This is a genomic window from Neisseria sp. Ec49-e6-T10, assembly GCF_051132615.1.
GTDB lineage: Bacteria > Pseudomonadota > Gammaproteobacteria > Burkholderiales > Neisseriaceae.
The window spans coordinates 818,047-838,372 of record NZ_CP152375.1 but is presented as its reverse complement, the minus strand read 5'-3'; the positions used below and the strand labels follow the sequence as shown (position 1 = coordinate 838,372).

The 20,326-nt window shown below is 37.6% G+C and carries 18 protein-coding genes; 11 read left to right on the top strand and 7 right to left on the bottom strand.

Annotated elements, in window-relative coordinates:
• Positions 1-87: 87 nt before the first annotated feature.
• Positions 88-921 carry a fatty acid desaturase gene (locus AADH04_RS04260; RefSeq protein WP_434779006.1) on the bottom strand — a complete coding sequence of 278 codons (834 nt, stop codon included), beginning with the start codon at positions 919-921 and terminating at the stop codon, positions 88-90.
• A 369-nt stretch (positions 922-1,290) separates the two neighbouring features.
• On the opposite strand from AADH04_RS04260, the gene leuS reads away from it, so the two are divergent.
• The gene (gene leuS, locus AADH04_RS04255) at positions 1,291-3,906 is read left to right on the top strand and encodes a leucine--tRNA ligase (RefSeq protein ID WP_434779005.1); all 2,616 of its coding nucleotides are present in this window, start codon (positions 1,291-1,293) and stop codon (positions 3,904-3,906) included.
• Positions 3,907-3,957: 51 nt separating this feature from the next.
• Here leuS and pmrB read toward each other — a convergent pair whose 3' ends face one another.
• The 6 genes from pmrB to AADH04_RS04225 form a co-directional block, all read right to left on the bottom strand.
• A complete protein-coding gene (gene pmrB / locus AADH04_RS04250; RefSeq protein WP_434779004.1) occupies positions 3,958-5,013 on the bottom strand; it encodes a two-component system sensor histidine kinase PmrB in 1,056 nt (351 codons plus the stop codon).
• Positions 5,010-5,672, bottom strand: coding sequence for a two-component system response regulator PmrA (gene pmrA, locus AADH04_RS04245; protein ID WP_434779003.1), 663 nt, complete (start codon positions 5,670-5,672; stop codon positions 5,010-5,012). The genes pmrB and pmrA overlap by 4 nt, the downstream gene beginning before the upstream one ends.
• A gap of 59 nt (positions 5,673-5,731) precedes the next feature.
• Positions 5,732-7,375 (bottom strand): phosphoethanolamine transferase EptA, encoded by a 1,644-nt coding sequence (eptA, locus tag AADH04_RS04240; protein WP_434779002.1) that lies wholly within the window; start codon positions 7,373-7,375, stop codon positions 5,732-5,734.
• Between the two features lie 172 nt (positions 7,376-7,547).
• The gene (locus AADH04_RS04235; protein ID WP_434779001.1) at positions 7,548-7,913 is read right to left on the bottom strand and encodes an MliC family protein; all 366 of its coding nucleotides are present in this window, start codon (positions 7,911-7,913) and stop codon (positions 7,548-7,550) included.
• A gap of 70 nt (positions 7,914-7,983) precedes the next feature.
• Positions 7,984-9,963 (bottom strand): bifunctional tRNA (5-methylaminomethyl-2-thiouridine)(34)-methyltransferase MnmD/FAD-dependent 5-carboxymethylaminomethyl-2-thiouridine(34) oxidoreductase MnmC, encoded by a 1,980-nt coding sequence (mnmC, locus tag AADH04_RS04230; protein ID WP_434779000.1) that lies wholly within the window; start codon positions 9,961-9,963, stop codon positions 7,984-7,986.
• An 8-nt stretch (positions 9,964-9,971) separates the two neighbouring features.
• Positions 9,972-12,155, bottom strand: coding sequence for an AsmA family protein (locus AADH04_RS04225; RefSeq protein ID WP_434778999.1), 2,184 nt, complete (start codon positions 12,153-12,155; stop codon positions 9,972-9,974).
• A gap of 219 nt (positions 12,156-12,374) precedes the next feature.
• On the opposite strand from AADH04_RS04225, the gene AADH04_RS04220 reads away from it, so the two are divergent.
• The 10 genes from AADH04_RS04220 to AADH04_RS04175 all read left to right on the top strand — a co-directional run bounded on the left by AADH04_RS04220 (position 12,375) and on the right by AADH04_RS04175 (position 20,317).
• Complete coding sequence (locus AADH04_RS04220; protein WP_434778998.1) at positions 12,375-13,262, top strand: chorismate mutase; 888 nt, start codon at positions 12,375-12,377, stop codon at positions 13,260-13,262.
• A 206-nt stretch (positions 13,263-13,468) separates the two neighbouring features.
• Entirely contained in the window at positions 13,469-13,834 is a 366-nt protein-coding gene (locus AADH04_RS04215) for an ATP synthase subunit I (RefSeq protein ID WP_434778997.1), read from the top strand.
• Complete coding sequence (gene atpB / locus AADH04_RS04210) at positions 13,818-14,663, top strand: F0F1 ATP synthase subunit A (protein WP_434778996.1); 846 nt, start codon at positions 13,818-13,820, stop codon at positions 14,661-14,663. The genes AADH04_RS04215 and atpB overlap by 17 nt, the downstream gene beginning before the upstream one ends.
• A gap of 50 nt (positions 14,664-14,713) precedes the next feature.
• Positions 14,714-14,950: a F0F1 ATP synthase subunit C gene (gene atpE / locus AADH04_RS04205; RefSeq protein ID WP_434778995.1), complete on the top strand. Its 237-nt coding sequence runs from the start codon at positions 14,714-14,716 to the stop codon at positions 14,948-14,950.
• 37 nt (positions 14,951-14,987) lie between these two features.
• Entirely contained in the window at positions 14,988-15,458 is a 471-nt protein-coding gene (locus AADH04_RS04200) for a F0F1 ATP synthase subunit B (protein WP_434778994.1), read from the top strand.
• 5 nt (positions 15,459-15,463) lie between these two features.
• Positions 15,464-15,997: a F0F1 ATP synthase subunit delta gene (locus AADH04_RS04195; RefSeq protein WP_434778993.1), complete on the top strand. Its 534-nt coding sequence runs from the start codon at positions 15,464-15,466 to the stop codon at positions 15,995-15,997.
• A gap of 10 nt (positions 15,998-16,007) precedes the next feature.
• The gene (gene atpA, locus AADH04_RS04190) at positions 16,008-17,555 is read left to right on the top strand and encodes a F0F1 ATP synthase subunit alpha (RefSeq protein ID WP_434778992.1); all 1,548 of its coding nucleotides are present in this window, start codon (positions 16,008-16,010) and stop codon (positions 17,553-17,555) included.
• Positions 17,556-17,574: 19 nt separating this feature from the next.
• Positions 17,575-18,447, top strand: a complete 873-nt coding sequence (gene atpG, locus AADH04_RS04185; protein WP_434778991.1) for a F0F1 ATP synthase subunit gamma — start codon at positions 17,575-17,577, stop codon at positions 18,445-18,447.
• Positions 18,448-18,474: 27 nt separating this feature from the next.
• Positions 18,475-19,872: a F0F1 ATP synthase subunit beta gene (gene atpD, locus AADH04_RS04180; RefSeq protein WP_434778990.1), complete on the top strand. Its 1,398-nt coding sequence runs from the start codon at positions 18,475-18,477 to the stop codon at positions 19,870-19,872.
• 22 nt (positions 19,873-19,894) lie between these two features.
• Positions 19,895-20,317 (top strand): F0F1 ATP synthase subunit epsilon, encoded by a 423-nt coding sequence (locus AADH04_RS04175; protein WP_434778989.1) that lies wholly within the window; start codon positions 19,895-19,897, stop codon positions 20,315-20,317.
• The last annotated feature ends 9 nt before the right edge of the window (positions 20,318-20,326 follow it).

Genomic DNA, 20,326 nt, shown 5'->3' with positions numbered 1-20,326 from the left:
TTTTATGATGCTGATTGAGAGAAGAATATCACACACGTTACGGTGATATTCTTAACAGATGCTCATTTTATGTGGTTTTAATGGTTATTAAAAAACATTTTTGATGGTTAAATTAGGGTAAGTTTTATCTAGTCTTTTGGCAATAATATGTAGTTTACTTGTTGGCACTGCTGGAAATAAATGGTGTTTATAGTGGTAAAAGAGGTTATAGGTAATGATTGCTTTAAACCCATTTCGAATTGAACGGCTATTTGGGCCGTGTTCATCACAATCATGATGAACCGTCCACACAGCGAAAAAAGAAGTCAAACATTCGCCAAATGCCATTATCATTATCATTATCATTGTCATTGTCATTGTCATTGTCATTGTCATTGTATGGTATTTTAAAAAATCAATATTAATGATAAAGAAAACAAAGTATATCCATATTAAACAAATAATCAGTTCAAGGTATATCCATTTTTTTATGTTGAAATGACCAATTTTAAGGGCATGAATATGCAGTTTTATAGGGAACCAGGGGCCAATTAAAATAGCTTTCCATGCGGGCATTTTTGCACTCATTGCTTCAATGTCTTCGTGGTTAAGATTCAATTGATGGTGGCGTAAATGATTAAATTGAATAGCGTGTGCTGAGCAGAGCATCAGTGGGCTCATGATGAGCATAAAGCGTTCTGTCCCTAGTTTGTTAATTCCTAAAGCATAGTGGTAGGCATCATGCACTTGACGTAGTGCCGTTAAAAAAAACATAAAAGAACAAGCCAGACCAACAATAAAATAGTGATGATGGTAAGCAATAAAAGAACTTAATAACCAAGGTGTAGACAGAAATAATTCATGTGTTTTTTCATAACAATTTAATTGTAGTAAATCTTTCCATTGTACTTTTTTCAAGACATCTTTCGGATCAATGTTCATGAATTTTCCTTTCATACGGTTGTATTGATTAAATGGATGTGTTTATTATAGATATTTTATTTATTTCAGTAAATACAGAAATTAAAGAAAAATTAAATTAAAGTTAATAAAAGCTTATGTTGATCATTCAGGATGAAATAAATATTGGGTTAATATAATAAATGGGGAAAGATTAATGGAAGATCTTCAATGATTTTATATAAAAATTTAGAGTAGGCTATAAAAGTAATTATATTAAGAAAAAGATTGAGGTTTTGGGTAGACAAACCAAGCCCATCTCCTTTTTAGGTTTTTATCGTATCTTTATCACAAATCAAAATACAAACTGTTATAATCAACGAATTATTTTTACTATCTGGTTTTATTACTATGCAAGAACAATATCAGCCTTCATTACTTGAGCCAGCTGCTCAACAAAAATGGGAAGATGCTCGGTTATTTAATGTCTCTGAAGATACTTCTCGCCCTAAATATTATTGCTTATCTATGTTTCCTTATCCATCAGGTAAATTGCATATGGGGCATGTACGTAATTATACCATTGGCGATGTATTAAGCCGTTTCAGGCTGTTGCAGGGTTATAATGTATTGCAACCTATGGGCTGGGATGCGTTTGGTTTACCAGCAGAAAATGCCGCAATTAACAATAAAGTTGCCCCTGCTGCTTGGACCTATTCAAACATTGATTATATGCGTAACCAATTAAAACGTTTAGGGCTAGCTGTTGATTGGGAACGAGAATTAACAACGTGTTCTGCTGAGTATTATCGCTGGGAACAATGGTTATTTACTAAATTGTTTGAAAAAGGCATTGTGTATAAGAAAAGTGGCATGGTCAACTGGGATCCAGTTGATCAAACAGTGTTGGCTAATGAGCAGGTAATTGATGGACGTGGTTGGCGTAGTGGTGCAGTTGTTGAAAAACGCGAAATTCCCATGTATTACTTTAAAATTACGGCTTATGCAGAAGAATTATTACAGGATTTAGATAAGTTAGAAGGCTGGCCTGAACAAGTTAAAACCATGCAACGCAATTGGATTGGCAAATCACATGGTATGTTGGTGAAATTCCCAATCGCATCGCAAAGTAAAGAAGGCCTAGAAGACAATCAACATGTGGTCAGTGTCTATACCACACGCCCAGATACTTTGATGGGTGCAACGTATTTAGCCGTTTCTGCTGAACATCCTTTGGCGACTGTTGCGGCAAAAAATAACCCTGCTTTGCAAGCTTTTATTGCTGAATGTCAATCAGGTAGTGTGGCGGAAGCGGATGTTGCAACCATGACCAAAAAAGGGATGGCAACAGGGCGCTATGTTGAGCACCCATTTACCCAAGAGCTATTAGAAGTTTGGGTAGCCAATTATGTGTTGGCAGGTTACGGAGAAGGTGCTGTTATGGCGGTACCTGCACACGATGAACGGGACTTCGAGTTTTCAAAGCAATATAATTTACCGATTAAAGTGGTCATCAAACCATTAACTGGGGATGACTTACCCGAAACACAAACTGAAGCATATACTGAAAAGGGTATTTTGGTTAATTCAGGGGCATTTGATGGCTTGGATTTCCAAGCAGCTTTTGAGGCAATGGGTAAAAAGCTGCAAGAGCAAGATTTAGGTGAAGCACGCACTCAATATCGCTTACGTGATTGGGGTGTGAGCCGACAAAGGTATTGGGGGTGTCCAATACCAATTATTCACTGTGCCTGTTGTGGTGATGTACCCGTGCCAGAGAAAGATTTACCTGTTGTTTTACCTGAAAACGTTGTGCCTGATGGCGCAGGTTCTCCTTTGGCTAAAATGCCTGAATTTTATGAAACAACTTGCCCTAAGTGTGGTCAGATAGCAAAACGTGAAACAGACACCATGGACACTTTTGTTGAGTCAAGCTGGTATTTTAACCGTTATATTTGTCCAGACAATACTGATTCAATGGTGGATAAAAAAGCGGCTGATTATTGGTTAAGTGTTGATCAATATATTGGCGGGATCGAACATGCCATTTTACATTTGTTGTATGCCCGTTTTTTCCATAAACTTATGCGAGATGAAGGTTTGGTGCATACTGATGAACCATTTACCAAATTGCTGACTCAAGGCATGGTGATTTGTGAAACCTTTTATCGCGAAGCAGACAATGGCGCGACTCAATGGATTGCACCACAAGACGTTGTGCTAGAGAGAGATGCAAAAGGGCAGGTCATTAGTGCAATACATAAAGTAGATGGTTTACCAGTTGTGATTGGTGGCATTGAGAAAATGTCTAAATCAAAAAACAATGGTGTTGATCCACAAGAACTTATTGAGGTTTATGGTGCCGATACTGCACGTTTATTTATGATGTTTGCTTCTCCTCCTGATCAATCATTGGAATGGTCTGATGCGGGTGTTGAAGGTGCTCATCGTTTTTTACGCAGATTATGGCGCACGGTGTATGAATATGCACAAACTGGGGTTGGCACGGCTTATCAAACAGGCACATTGTCAGCAGCCCAAAAAGAACTGCGTTTGAAATTACACAGTGCGATTGCAAAAATCACAGATGATTATGATCGTCGCCAACAGTTTAATACAGCAATTGCAGCCGTGATGGAACTGCTTAATACCTACGATAAAACAGATTTAAGTGATGATGTTGGGCAGCAAGTAGCACAAGAAGTATTGGAAAATGTTGTGCGTTTATTGTGGCCTATTGTGCCCCATATTTGTGAGAGTTTATGGGAAGTGTTGGTGCCAAATAAAGCGATGATTCAGGCCGCTTGGCCAAAAGTTGACCCATCAGCATTGGTTCAAACGGAAATTGAATTGATGGTTCAGGTCAATGGTAAATTACGTGGCAGTATTACTGTTGCCGTTGATGCCGATCAAGCAACAATTGAGCAAACCGCGCTTACCAATGAAGGAGCATTGCGATTTATTGATGGCAAGGCCATTAAAAAAGTCATTATTGTGCCAAAAAGATTGGTTAATATTGTTGTGTAACATGCCTTCTTGTTATTTTAAAAAAGCCATATTTAAAAAATATGGCTTTTTTTATGCTTTTTTAAAAATAACCGCAACACGTAAACCAGAACAATCCTGACGATTTTCGATGATCAATTGTGCCTGATGAGTTTGGGCAATACGAGCAACAATATTTAATCCTAGTCCATGTCCTTTTGTGGTTTCGTCTATTCTGACAAAACGTTGCGTGACTTGGTCGAGTTTTTCTTTTGGAATGCCTGGCCCTTGGTCGAGTACTTCTAATGTGACTTGATGATTGTCTTCGCTTAAGCGAACGATGGTTTGAGTGCTGTGTCTTGCGTAGTGGCTCACATTGTCCAATAAATTGCGTAACAGTAAAAATAAAAGCCCAGAATCCCCTTTTATCATGATTTGTTGTTCTGGGTATTGCCAAATAATGGGGTGTTCAAAGTTATCGATAAGTGTGGTTAATTCTGTTTGCATGGGTATGATGACTTCTTGAACAAGATCGACCAATTTGGCTTTGTCTGTCAGTAATTGTTGCCCTGCACGGGATAGTTGTAAAAGCTGTTCTACTGATACCATCATTTGATCAATACGGTTGATCATTAATGTGATTTCATCGGATTGTTGATGGTCCAATAACTCCAAGTTCAAACGGATTCCTGCCAGTGGTGTTCGTAATTCATGTGCCACATCTGCAGTAAAACGACGCTCATTTTCCATACCCTGTTCTAATTGTTGCAACAGTAGATTTAATTTTTGGGTAATGGTCGATACTTCTAATGAGGAGTAATCAGTTTGGATGGGCTGTAAATTATTGATAGAACGAGATTCAATTTCTCGAGTCAGTTTGTTCAGTGGTTTGGTTAAACGGGTAATCGTCCAAAAAATGATCAATAATGATAAGCTAATCGTTAAAAGAGAAGGAACAAGTAAGGCTGCTATTGTTTCTTCTATTTCATGTTGAATTTGATCATTTTTAACATGCGCTTCTAAAGTTTCATTTACCAAAATGGTGATTTGTTCTTGGCTTTCATACCAGACCCATATTGAACTGATCACTTGTGTGCATAATAAAATCATACCAATAGACAGTAATAATTTTTGCCGCAGGCTACTCATGTGGGCGCTCCAAAACGGTAACCCACCCCCCTGACTGTTTGAATCATCTCTTTACCTAATTTGGTTCTTAAATGGTGAATATATACTTCCAGTGTATTTGAACCAAAATTATCTTGCCATGTGTAAATGTCTTGTTGTAATAATTCTCTGTTAATTGCTTTTCCCGGTTTCAATATCAGCCTTGATAAAATAGCAAATTCTCGCGGGGTTAAAAATATTTCCACTCCTGCTTTTTTTACCTGTTTATTGGCTAGGTCTAATGATAAATCATCAATGATAATCAAGTTGTCACTTGCTCCTTGATGTCGCCTAATTAGAGCCCTTAAGCGCGCAAATAACTCTACTAGCTCAAATGGTTTGATTAAATAATCATCTGCTCCAGCATCCAGCCCCTTTACCCTGTCTTCTAGGGCATCACGGGCGGTGAGTATGAGCACAGGTAAATTAATATTATGTGAACGCCATTGCTTGAGTAGTTCAAGACCATCTTTATCGGGTAAACCAAGATCAAGTAAAATGGCGCTATAATTTTCTGTTTGTAAAAAAAGCTCCGCTTCTTGGGCAGTAGACGCGCAAGTACAGGTGTAAGCTTCTTTTTGTATCGCTTTTTCTAACCCTTTTTGTAGCAAAGGGTCATCTTCAACAATCAGTATTTTCATGTATGTCCTATTTTTTACATGATATGCTTTAATTTAAACCATTATAGTCAAAAAATGAATTAAGAGGATTGACATGATTTAAATAAATCTAATGAAGCATCATATTCTTTAGTGGACACATTAAGCAACCCCAACACTGAGTGAAACAAATTATCTTGAGAATAAGGTTTTTGCTGAGCATTTTGTCGCAAACAGGTTTGGTTCATGTTTCGTGTATTTAAAAAGTCAGCAGAAGACCAAAAAATCATTGGAATATGTGTTTGTTCCTTGGGGGCAATGGAATAGGGAGCGCCATGTAGGTATAAGCCACTTTCACCCAGTGATTCACCATGATCTGATAAATAAAGCATCGCCGTTGCAAATTGGTCATTGTGTTTTTTTAAGAGCTCAATGGTTTGGTTTAAGACATAATCAACATTTAAAATAGTATTGTCATAGGTGTTGATTAATGCTTCTTCAGAACAATCTTGAATTTGGTTGGTATCACAGCTGGGTTTAAATGAGTTGATATGTTTTGGGTAACGCTGGTAATAGCTTGGGCCGTGGCTACCATTTGTGTGTAATACGATGACTGTGTCTTTTGTACGGTTATTGATGTATTGATCTAAATTATTTAATAAATTCTCGTCATAGCATAAACCTTCTGGGCAAAATTCTTTTGCTGTAACATCAATAATATTTTCCGTAGGGATTCGGTTGCAAACACCTTTACAGCCAGCATCATTTTCTTTCCATAATATATCAATATTGGCTCTTTTTAAGATGTCTAAAAGGTTTTCTTGGTGTTCAGCAAGGCTTGGTGAGTAGTTGTCACGAGTCATATTCGAAAACATACAAGGTACCGATACAGCAGTGGCAGTACCACAAGATTGGACATTTTGAAAACTGATCAGACTATCTTGTTTGGACAGTAAAGGGTTGGTGTTTTTTGTGTAGCCATTTAATGAAAAATTTTGTGCACGAGAGGTTTCTCCCACCACAATAATCAATAAAGACTTTTTAGTATTTTGAGCTGTTTTGAGCTGCTTCGCATCTAATCCAATCGAAATTAAAGGACGATTACTGTTATATAACTGTTTAAAATAGTTCACTGAGCCTGCAATATAGTTGGTTGGTGTGATAAATTTCACAATTCCGCTATTATTACGAATAAAAGATGAATAATCTTTGTACAAAGGTAAAGCAACGCACAGTAAAACAACAAAAGAAATCAGAATATTTAAGATGCGTAAGGAAAGATTGGTCCAAAGCTTGTCAGATTTAATCAGTTTTATTTTCCATACAAAGATACTGGGTATCACACCAAAAACAGTGACCCAAAGCATTAACTTAGGGGTCAGTAATGCCAATGCTTCGTGAGTGTTGGTTTCGAAAATATTGGTGATCATGGCTTTATCAATATAAATGCCATAATTTAGAGAAAAATAATTGACGCTGGCACTGGCTATCAGAAAGAAAACCAATAAAGGTTTCAATGTGATTCGGTATAAAAGAAGAGAAAAAATAATGTTAATGGCGCAAAATAAAAAAATGATAAGCGATAAGGCAAAAAGGACATCATGTAATGATCGAAACGACAAAAGAGAAAAAGCCTTATACCAAAAAGCAATATTTTGAATGCTCGTAAAAAAAACAGTCGAAATCAAAATAACAAGTAGGGTATTACAAGAGAATTTATTGTCAAAAAAGTTACGGTAGTTCATGGCATTATTTAGAAATCATAAAAATAAAAATGCCAGAATAAAGAAGAAAGCTTAAAAAAACCTTAAGATGAAAATTGATTAGAAAAAATTATTTGGAATTTATTGTATAAAAAAATGCAAACACCTATGTTCATAACGTGTTTGCATTTTTTTAATGAGCAAATTAATTCAATTAATTTTTACTGGTTTTCCGAGTATTTTTCTTTTTAGTTGTGGCTTTTGTGGGTGTGACTTCTTTACAGTTTACACCCACAGCAGAGGCAACGGCTTCGTTACCTGCTAATACAGCTAAATTGCCTTCACTGCCTTTTGTCCACCACTGCCAACCTTCACCAATATAACGTGCACCGCTGGCAGATGTGGCATTTTTTAACAAAATCAGCTCTTTATTGTAACTCATAACAGCATGATCCTGATCAGGATAGGCAATACGGAATATTTGTCCATCATCACATCTCATGGTGACTGTTTTGGCTGCAAAACTCAGGCTTGGGATCAGTAAACAAATTGCTAAAGTAGGGACAATCATTTTTTTCATTCTGTACTCCTTTATTGTTGTATGTGCGTAAAGTATAGTTTATAGATAAAAACATAATTTTGCAAAAAAACTAATTAATTTGGCTTGGCTTTCTGTATCGTCCTTGAATTAACGACTTAAGTAAAAAACGATGTGGTGCTAAGGCATTTAATAATGTTTGAGTGATCGGTAAAGGCGTATGAGTAATCATATTGGCAATAATTTGCCCACATAATGGCGCGGTTGCCAACCCTTTTGTGCCATGTGCGGTATTGATATAAAGATTAGGTAGATAAGGGCAGGGAGCATCCAATTTTCTGTTTTTATCCAGAGCCAAATCAGCATAAACTTCAGTAAATTGTTTCATGTCCACAATAGGGCCAACTAAAGGCAAATGATCTGTTGAGTCACAGCGAATGGCAGCTTTACCCAGTAAAGGAGCATTTTTAGAGAGGTTTAATGCCTGATACAAATCAGAAGACAACTGTTGTAAATGGTTTAAATTGTCCAGTTGTTCTTCTATTCGTAACGAACTGTCTGTATCCATGGGGATAAAACTTGCCCCTAAACAATGAATGCCTTGCCATGCAGGGCTGATATAACCCTCTGCATTTAAAGCTATAGCCAATTTTTTGCTGGCATCCGTTGCTTTAATATGGGTTACTTGTCCACGAATAGGTGTAAGTGGTAAATATTTTAAATAATCAAACTGTCCACTTAAATACCCTTGGCAAATCACAACATGGCTTCCCTTTATTTGTTGCCCTTGTTGGCACTCAATGACCCATTCTTGCTCAGTTTGATAAAGCTTATCCACTTTGTGTTGTGTCAGTACACTAATATTTGGATGTTGTAGCAATTTATTAACGAGCGAGGGCGGGTTAATCCATGCCCCAAGTGGGAAATATAACCCTCCTGTAGAAGATGCTTTTATGTTGGCTAGCTGTTCAATCTGTTCCTGATTTACATGCTGAAAAAGTGAGGGTAAGTTAAGCTCATCTAATGCCAAATGTCGTTTGGCTGCTTCTTTGTCATAATCTAAATGAATAATACCCGTTTGGCGCCATGACTCTTGTTCAGGCAATAGTTGTTGCAATAGCCGTAATGAATAACCAAAGCCAGCCAATAAAAGTTGTGTTTGGGGGGTAAAATGAGCAGAAAGTTTTGTGTACAATATACCTTGATGATTCCCTGATGCACCATGAGCAGGGTGTTCTTCTGCTTCTAATACGGTGACTGAAATGCCTTTTTGTGCCAGTGTGTGGGCAGTACTTGCCCCCGCAATGCCAGCGCCAATAATCAATACATGTGTAGGTGAATGATATGTTGGCAAACAAAACCAAGGTTTGATTTGATTTGCTGGTTTAACTTCATTTATTGAGCCAAAACACATTTCTCTTTTTTGGGCAAAACCTTGTGTTTTAAAGACCTTAAATCCTGCTTGTTCTATATTTTTTCTAACCCAGCCAGCACTTGTGAATGTTGAAAAAGTCGCATCATTTGCGCAAAGCTTAGCCATTTGCTCAAATAAGGGTAATTGCCACATTTGAGGATTTTTTGACGGAGCAAAACCATCAAGAAACCATGCATTTATTCCTTTAGGAGGGGTGATTTGTGATAAACCTTCCGCTACATCGCCAATAAACAACAATAAAGTGATTCTGCCCTGATCAAAAGATAAATGATTTAAGCCAGGGCTAAGGCTTAGGTATTGAGTCAAAAAAGAATCTGAAATGTCAGTTAACTGATTTTGCCATAAATGAAATGACTTTTTTAAATCTTCTGGTTTTAGAGGTGCACATTCAAAAGAAAAAAAAGTCAGGTGCGCTGTTGATGGTGCATGGTTGAGAAAACAATGAACTGTATTAAAAAAATTGAGGCCTGTGCCAAAACCCAGTTCACCTACTGAAAATGCTTCTTGTTCTGACAGTTGTGTAAACCGTTTAGGTAAGTGATTGTGTCTCAAAAAAACATAACTGCTTTCTTCTAAACCATTACTTTTCGAAAAGTAAACATCATCAAACTGAGCAGAAGTTGGTAGTTTGTCCTGCCAATCAATAGAAATAAACATACTTAATTTTAATGCCGAATAAAATTATTTAACTGTTTGACCAATTCGTCTTTTAGGACTTTCTGTTTTTCTTTTGGCGTATTCTTACCTTTAGTGAGTACATTATAGTCCAATGAATAAACTGGCTCTGTAATATCTCCTGTAATTTTTAAGGGGACATTAATGTCTTTGAAACGGGGCAAATCTTTACCTGCTGTAATGTGCATTGTATATTCAACCAGTTCATTATCCAGATTAATTTTACCTTCCCCAGCAATATTAATTAGGTTTGAACTTAGGCGTAAATCTTTGTTTCGCGCTGTGCCCTTAATTAAATGAAAATTACCCTTCAATTGAGTAAATTGAGTTTTTTCTGTTGGGTCAAAAGTCATTTTGGTACTGTTTTGTTGTAGTTCAGAACGTAAATTTTGCAAGGTGTTGACCAAATCTAGCCCTAATAAAGCCCCATTTTTTAACTCTAATGACACATCACCTGATAAGCTGCTGCGCATTTGTTTTGGGGTTTTACCTGTTGCATTTAATAATAGTCGCCCATTACCATTACCCGTTAAGCGTACATAACCAAATAAATCTGTTAACAAAGGTTGTATGTTCATACCCAATAATGTTTGGTCTATTTCTAAAGATGCATCGCTATTATTTAACATCGTCAGTTTTGATTTACCTGTTAATTTCCCTTGATAGATTTGAGCACTTAAATTATCCAAACCAATAGAGTTTTCCGTTGCCAGGACATTGGCTGTTAATTGATTAATTTGTAATTTTTTAAACAAGAACGATTGGATATTGACATTGCCCTTAATTTGTTTATTTTGTAACCAGCTTAAATCAAAAGCATGTTCAGAGTTAAAAAAGGCAGTGGATGTATCTGTGGCTGCCGTTTGTGCATTAACCGCATAATGTGTGCTGTCTAGGTGATCCATATCCAAATTAAACTCATATTGATCTTGCTCAGCAACTATATTTTGTTGTAATGAAAAAGAAGTCTTACTTTGATCAAAGATTCCTTGAACATTCAAATCAAAGCCTTTATTTATTTGACCAGATAAAGTACCTTGAAAACTTCCTTGCATATAGCGCTGGTCTAAATTTTTCTTTATTTGGTGTGTATTAAACGCTAATTGATTAAGCGAATATGCCCATGATTGAGTGTTTAACTTGAGTCCAAATGTGCTGTCTATTGTAATGACACCTTCTGGGGAGATGATATTGGTTGTGATTTTTCCTGATTGCGTTGTAAAAGTATTATTTGAAGATTCATTATTGGCCAAATGACCTTTCCAACCAAAAATAATATTATTTTGTTTGAGTGTGGCGTCTATTTGCATAGACGGTAAAACAAATAAATTGGGTTGAAGAAGCCAATTTTGGCCTGTTGCTGTTAAACGAAGTTGAGGCGTTTCGCTGGTTAATAATGCTTGCACATTATTCAGTGCAATAGCATGATTATCTGGTTGATAAAGTGCTTGCGCTGTTAGCTTTAATTGGGTTTGCCCAAAACGGATTAAACGCTCTTTTGCTGTGAGTGTGAAATCATTAAATTGAAAAACATCTTTATTTTTAATCACTTTTGCATTGATGTTTAGATCTATTTTATGATTATCAAACAGCAGGTTTGCAGAAGCACTCAGTTGACCAGTCAGAGAGTGGGGTTCTTTTAATGCAAAATTGATATTTTCCAAACGGAAATTATTATTGGTCATTTGATCTTGAAGATCGATGTTACTTGAAACAACCTCTAAATTATCCAATTGAGGAGAGTGGCGTGCCTTATTTTGTAAAGATAACAAATCATCAATTGACACCGTTCCGTCTGCAAAGCGTACCAGTTTAATATCCGCTTCATTAAAAATTAGTTTCGTTAATGTTGTCTTAGAAAATAAAGACCACCACGAAAACTGTAGTTTTAACTGATTGATTGTTAATGCTGTATGAGGATTGTTGGGTTCACTTATTCGCACATTATTGAGCGTAATTGCTGGACGGGGGAGCCAAGAGCGCTCCATGCCATCAGCAAAACTAATGGTACGGTGTGTTGGTTCAATTAAAGTGGCAAGCTCTTTTTTGACTTGCTCTTCAGAAAATTGCCAACGTAAAATACCTTGGATGGTTAAGGTGAAGCAAATAAAAAATAAGCCACTAAAAAATATCAAGCGTAACCAGAACCGACCAGAATTGATTTTTAATTTCATGTAATTATTGTTTTTTGAGTTGCTTAAAGGGTTGTGTCGTATGCGATTATATAAATAAAAGCCAATCTAATTTAAAAATATAGAGTTACTTTTGAATAATTCTTGGCAAATTTACCTTTTTTTGATGTGATTGGCAAGAAAAGTAGGTAGGTTTTTAATCAATCTTCAGAAATTTGTTATGATGTGTATTAAAGCGCAAAGATAAAAAGGAAAGAATATATGATTATTGTGATGCAAAAACAAGCCAGTGAACAAAGTATCACAACCGTTGTCCAATTAATTAGAGAACATGGATTGCATGAACATATCTCCAGAGGAATTGAACGCACAATCATAGGCGCGGTTGGTGATGAAAGAGTGTTTCTCCCCGAGGAATTTGAAGCCTTACCTCAAGTTGAGCGAGCGATGAGAGTAGTCAATGAGTGGCGTATTGTGGGTAGAGAAGTTAAAAAAGAAGATACCGTTATCAAAATAAAAGGCGTTTCTTTTGGTGGTGATTCATTTTTAACCATATTAAGTAATCCCATTAATGAAGAGGAAATCATAAAAGCCCATGCTCTTTATCTCGATTTAATTGAAGCGGATACTAAGTTCTCTATATATCAACAAAAAGAATTAGTTAATCAAGAATATATGTTACACACCTTATTCGATAAAGCGCATCATCATAATAAACCTGTTTTATTCCACCTAAGGGATATCAGACAGTTAGATATGGCTCTAAAATATGGTGTAGACATGCTTTATTTAGGCGCAGAATTTATTGGTAATCGTCTTTTGCTGGATGAGGTGCGTCAATTGAATATTCCCCTTGTGCTGGAAAAAGGGCGACAACATACAGCATACGAAAGCTTATTGTCAGCAGAATATATTGCTTTAGGGGGGAATCATCAATTGCTTTTTTGTGAGTCGGGTACTTTACATTTTGATCCACAGCAACCTTTACGCTTAGATATAGAAGCAATTTTAACGCTTAAAGCACAAAGCCATTTACCTGTGTTAGTCAATACTTTATCTCTTGGTAGTAAAGATGTGACACCAGAGCATTTACACAAAATCATTAAAATAACTGGTGCAAATGGGGTGTTGTATAAAAGAAAAAATTGATTGCTAAGCATATTTTTTCTATGTCGTAGTTTATTTTTATAATATAAACAGAAAAAAACAATCAGGTTTTCTTTAAAAAAACTATTTTTCATTAAAAATATAGTATATGCGCTTGACGCAAGAGGGGGGATATTTTAATATCTCAAGGTTGACAAAGGCAGCATATTAAAACACTGTCTTTAAATTTAATTAAGGTTTGCTTGCTTGTGAAAAAACTGGTTTATTTTCAGTTGGTAGCACTAATCGTAATTGTTATCACTGTAGCGTTTTTTTTCGGGCGTGCCGCAGCTATTTCTGCATTGTTAGGTGGTTTATGTTATATGTTACCTACAGGCATAATGGTGTGGTTGCATAATCTAATACAAAAAAATAAAAAAAATATATTGCAAGCTCAGCTTGCCTTTATAGTCGGACAAAGCAGCAAAATCTTTTTGGCAATCATATTAATGTGTTTGTCTTTTGCTTTATATTCAGAGTTGTCAGGAATTTACTTTATTATTGGGTTTATTGCTGTCAGCAAATTTATTTACCTTGTATTTTGGAAGTTTGGTCACTATGGCGACAGGCACTGAAAACACAGCAGCTAATTATATTAATCACCATCTAGGACAGCTTACTCAAACTGGGCATCCACAAACAAAAATAGTTGATTTTAGCTTAATCAATATCGACAGCGTATTTTTCTCAGTTGTTTTAGGGATTCTTGCTGTGTTCATTTTATGGCGAGCGGCCAATAAAATGACGGCTGGGGTTCCAGGCAGATTTCAAGCCGCAGTTGAGTTGTTGGTCGAATTTGTTGATGGGTTATGTAAGGACATTATCAGTAACCCACAATCGCGCAAAGCAGTTGCACCATTAGGACTAACCGTTTTTGTGTGGATTTTCTTTATGAATGCGATGGATTTATTACCTGTTGACTTGTTGCCTACCATGGCAAGTTGGGTTGGCATTCATTATATGCGTGTTGTGCCTACGGCTGATCTTAATGGCTCTTTAGGCTTGTCTGTTGGGGTTTTATGTGTGTGTCTGTATTATTGTGTGAAAATTAAAGGCGTTGGTGGTTGGGTACATGAATTATTCACCGCACCATTTGGCCCATATATGGCACCTTTTAATTTTATTCTGAATATTCTTGAATTTTTCTCTAAAACAATTTCTCATGGTATGCGGTTATTTGGTAATATGTATGCTGGTGAGTTAGTGTTTATGTTGATTGCTTTATTAGGCGGTACATGGGCAGCTTCTGGTCAAGTGACATTGCTTGATCCATTGTTGTTCTTGTTCCAATTAATTGCGGGTTCTGCTTGGGCAATTTTCCATATTTTGATTATTACCCTACAAGCATTTATATTCATGGTGTTAACCTTCGTTTATGTTGGTCAAGCACATGATAGTCATTAAATTTTGTAGTATTTTTAGCGGTTGTTTACATACTTAAGGAGTGTTTTACTATGGCTGGTTTAGTAGCTTTGGCTTGTGGTTTGATCGTTGCTTTAGGTGCAATTGGTGCCTGTATCGGTATCGGTATGGTTGGTTCTAAATATCTGGAATCTGCAGCTCGCCAACCAGAGTTAATTGGTCCTCTTCAAATTAAATTATTCTTGATCGCAGGTTTGATTGATGCCGCTTTCTTGATTGGTGTGGCGATTGCGTTGTTATTTGCATTCGTTAATCCATTCGCAGGTTAATTTTGTTTGAAACCATTAAATAAAGAGGGTTAGTTCCGTGAATTTAAACGCAACCCTATTTGCGCAGTTAATAGTATTTTTTATATTGGTTTGGTTTACGATGAAGTATGTATGGCCACCAATTGTAAAAGCTCTTGATGAGCGCGCAAACAAAATCGCTGAGGGTTTGGCTGCCGCTGAGCGAGGCAAGAGCGATTTTGAGGATGCAGAAAAGCGTGTGTCAGAAATTTTAGCTGATGGTCGTCATCAAGTGGCTGAAATGATTGCAAACGCAGACAAACGTTCGCAGCAAATTGTTGAAGAAGCAAAAACACATGCTTCTGACGAAGCTGCTCGCATATTGGCTACTGCTAAAGCGGATATTGAACAAGAAACCACTAAAGTACGTGAAGCTTTACGTGAGCAAGTTGCTACCTTAGCGGTTTTGGGGGCGGAGAAAATTTTACGCCGTGAAATAGATGCACAAAAGCATGCCGATATTTTAAGTACCCTTAAACAGGAACTATAATATTTATGGCTGAGTTCGTAACTATTGCCAGACCTTATGCTAAGGCATTATTTAGTTTGGCTCAACAACATAACCAGCTTGTAGCATGGTATGACGAACTTAAAATGTTGGCAACTTTAGCTTCTAACCCAGATGTTGCTTCAGTACTGGATAATCCTGAGTTAAGTGCAGGCAAACGTGCTGAAGTATTATTGGAGTTGGCTGGCAAAGTCGACAGCTATATAAGTAATTTTGTGTCTGTCTTGTCTGAAAATGAACGTCTGAATGTACTTCCTTTTATTTTAGAGGTGTACGAACGTTTGATGAATGAAGCAACCCACACCAAAAAAGTAATCATTTATAGTGCGTTTGAATTAACTGAACAGCAAAAAAATGAGCTATTGGTTGACTTGGGTAAGCAAATTAGCGGCAAGCTAGAGGCAGAAGTTGAAGTTAAACCAGAGCTAATTGGTGGCGTTAAAGTCGAGGTTGACGACCAAGTGCTGGATCTGTCAATACAAGCAAAATTAGATGCTTTGTATATGACGCTTAAAAGTTAGGAGATAATTCATGCAGCTGAATCCTGCTGAAGTCAGTGATCTGATTAAAGCTAAAATTGAAAGTTTAGCGATTAATCCAGAAGTTCGCACAAAAGGAACAGTTATTTCTGTAACTGATGGTATCGTACGTATTCATGGTTTATCAGATGTCATGCAAGGTGAGATGATTGCTTTCCCTGGTGACACTTTCGGCTTGGCTATGAATTTAGAGCGTGACTCTGTAGGTGCCGTAATTTTAGGTGAATATGAACATATTAGTGAAGGTGATGAAGTTACCTGTACAGGTCGTATTTTAGAAGTACCTGTTGGTCCTGAGTTAGTGGGACGTGTGGTCAATTCATTAGGACAACCAATTGATGGTAAGGGTCCTATTGAGGCTAAAGAAACCTCTCCTATTGAAAAAATTGCACCAGGGGTGATTGCACGTCAATCTGTATCACAACCTATGCAAACAGGTTTAAAATCAGTCGACTCAATGGTACCCATTGGTCGTGGTCAACGTGAATTGATCATTGGTGACCGTCAAACAGGTAAAACAGCTGTTGCTTTGGACGCGATTATTAACCAAAAAGATACAGGTGTGATTTGTATCTATGTGGCGGTTGGCCAAAAAGCGTCTTCTGTTGCAAACGTTGTGCGCAAATTAGAAGAATATGGTGCAATGAACCATACCATCATCGTTGCGGCTACAGCATCAGAAGCTGCTGCATTGCAATATATTGCGCCCTATTCAGGATGCGCAATGGGTGAGTATTTCCGTGATCGTGGACAAGATGCTCTGATCATTTATGACGATTTGTCCAAACAAGCTGTAGCGTATCGACAAATTTCTTTGTTATTACGCCGTCCTCCTGGACGTGAGGCTTATCCTGGTGATGTTTTCTATTTACATTCTCGTTTGCTAGAAAGAGCAGCACGTATTAATGTAGAAGAAGTGGAAAAGCTAACCAACGGAGAAGTAAAAGGTAAAACAGGTTCTTTAACTGCGCTGCCTATTATTGAAACTCAAGCAGGGGACGTATCTGCATTCGTACCAACGAATGTTATATCGATTACCGATGGACAGATTTTCTTAGAAACAGATTTATTTAACTCAGGTATTCGCCCTGCGATTAATGCAGGTATTTCTGTGTCACGTGTTGGTGGTGCGGCTCAAACTAAAGTCATTAAAAAGTTAGGTGGCGGTATCCGTTTAGCATTGGCTCAGTATCGTGAGTTGGCAGCCTTCTCACAGTTTGCTTCAGACTTAGATGAAGCAACTCGTAAGCAATTACAGCATGGTGAAGTAGTGACTGAATTGATGAAACAAAAACAATTCATGCCAATGTCTGTAGCGGATATGAGTTTGACTTTGTGGGCTGTTAATAATAACTCATACGAAGGTGTACCAGTAAAAGCTGCTTTGGCTTTTGAAGCACAATTCCTATCTTATGTACGTGCAAATCATCCTGATGTTTTGAAACAAATCAACGAAACAGGTGAGTTGTCTAGTGAAAATGAAGCGATTTTAGAACAGTCTATGCAGACCTTTAAAAAAGACTTCAGTTTTGAAGCATAATTAAAGAGAGGAAAGAGGCATGGCAGTAGGAAAAGAGATTCTGACCAAAATCCGAAGTGTACAAAATACACAAAAGATTACTAAAGCAATGCAAATGGTCTCTACATCTAAAATGCGTAAAACGCAAGAGAGGATGCGTGCTGCCAGACCGTATGCTGACAAGGTTCGTGCAGTAATTAGTCATCTTGCACAAGCGAATTTGGACATTCAATTACCTTTATTGCGTAACCCTAAAAACATAGAACGTGTTGGGTTTATTTTGATCACCACAGATAAAGGTTTGTGTGGTGGTTTGAATGCTAATGCATTGAAATTGTTCTTGGCGAAAGTCAGTAAATATCAAGAACAAGGTGTGGGTATTGATGTATGTGCTTTAGGGACAAAAGGCTTGGCCGCTTGTCAAAGAGCACAGCTTAATGTTGTTGCAAGTGCCGTTCAGCTAGGTGATACACCAAAAGTTGAAAAGCTCATTGGTCCTTTGCGTGTATTAGTCAGTAAGTTTGCAGCCGGAGAGCTGGATGCAGTTCACGTTGTGTATGCAAACTTTGTCAATACGATGCGCCAAGAGTCGAAAATTGAACAATTACTTCCTCTTAAAACAGAAGATATGATTGGTCAGGACGTCGGGCATAGCTGGAATTATGTTTATGAGCCAGATCCTGTAGCAGTATTGGATTTTTTACTTCATCGTTATATTGAATCTGTTTTGTACGAAGCACTATGTGAAAATATGGCTTCAGAGCAGGCAGCAAGGATGGTGGCGATGAAAGCGGCAACCGATAATGCAGGTAATGCAATTAAAGAGTTGCGTTTGGTTTACAACAAATCCCGTCAGGCAGCGATTACAACCGAGTTAACAGAAATTGTGGCAGGCGCAGCAGCAGTATCTTAAATCTGCCAAAAATATAGGATGTGAATAATGAGTCAAGGTAAAATTGTACAGGTTATCGGCGCAGTAGTAGACGTTGAATTTCCACGTAACGCTATGCCAAAAATTTATGATGCCCTTAAACTAAATGATGTAGACCTTACATTGGAGGTACAACAACAATTAGGTGATGGTATCGTGCGTACTATTGCAATGGGTAGTTCTGATGGTCTAAAGAGAGGCTTGACTGTAAATAATACGGGTGCCGCCATTAGCGTGCCAGTAGGTAAAGCAACTTTAGGTCGTATTATGGATGTGTTGGGAAACCCTGTAGATGAAGCGGGTCCAATTGGTACGGAGGAAAGACGCTCTATCCACCAAATTGCGCCTAAGTTTGATGAACTGTCTAGTGCCACTTCGTTGTTAGAAACAGGTATTAAAGTGATTGACTTACTTTGTCCTTTTGCTAAAGGGGGTAAAGTAGGCTTATTTGGTGGTGCTGGTGTGGGCAAGACTGTTAATATGATGGAATTGATCAATAACATTGCTAAAGCACACTCAGGTTTATCTGTATTTGCTGGTGTAGGTGAGCGTACTCGTGAGGGGAACGATTTTTACCATGAAATGAAAGACTCTAATGTCTTGGATAAAGTAGCCATGGTGTACGGTCAAATGAATGAGCCTCCTGGAAACCGTTTACGTGTTGCCTTAACAGGTTTAACAATGGCCGAACACTTCCGTGATGAAAAAGATGAAACAGGTAAGGGACGTGATGTATTGTTCTTTGTGGATAATATTTACCGTTATACCTTAGCGGGTACAGAAGTATCTGCTCTGTTAGGCCGTATGCCTTCTGCGGTAGGTTACCAACCCACATTGGCTGAAGAAATGGGGCGTTTGCAAGAGCGTATTACCTCAACCAAAGATGGTTCTATTACGTCAATTCAAGCGGTTTATGTCCCTGCGGATGACTTGACTGACCCTTCTCCAGCAACAACCTTTGCTCACTTGGATGCAACCGTTGTGTTAAGTCGTGATATTGCTTCATTAGGTATTTATCCTGCTGTGGATCCACTAGATTCAAGTTCACGTCAACTTGATCCATTAGTTGTGGGTGAAGAGCACTATAATGTTGCTCGTGGTGTTCAACAGACCCTACAAAAATATAAAGAATTACGTGATATTATTGCCATTTTGGGTATGGATGAGTTATCTGATGAAGATAAACTGGTTGTGGCGCGTGCACGTAAGATTCAACGCTTCTTATCTCAACCATTCCATGTTGCAGAAGTATTTACTGGTTCTCCAGGTAAGTTTGTTTCATTAAGAGATACCATTACAGGCTTTAAGGCAATTTTATCTGGCGATTATGATCATTTACCTGAACAAGCATTCTATATGGTCGGTTCAATTGAAGAGGCTGTTGCAAAAGCTGAAACAATGAACTAAAAATATGGATAAGGAGTAAGGTATGGGTGCCATGCAAGTTGATGTGGTTAGTAGTGAAGAGAGCCTTTTCTCTGGTAAAGTAACCTTTATGGTTGTGCCAACAGAGATGGGAGAGGTGGGTATTTATCCTAACCATGAACCCTTATTAAGTAAAGTTCGTCCTGGTGTATTACGTTTGCAAATTGAGAATCAGAAGGAAGAATTGTTATTGGCTGTGTCTGGTGGTATTTTAGAAGTGCAACCAAATGCAGTTACTGTTCTGTCTGAAATTGCTGTGCGTAGTGATGACTTAGATGAAAAAAGAGCTCAAGCTGCTAAAGAAGAAGCAGAAAAACGCTTAAAAAATGCAATTGATGATAAGACAACAGCAAATGCGCAGGCTGCTTTGGCTGCAGCAATTGCTCAGTTAAAAGCACTGGATTATTTACGCCAGCGTAATCATTAATAGTTAAAA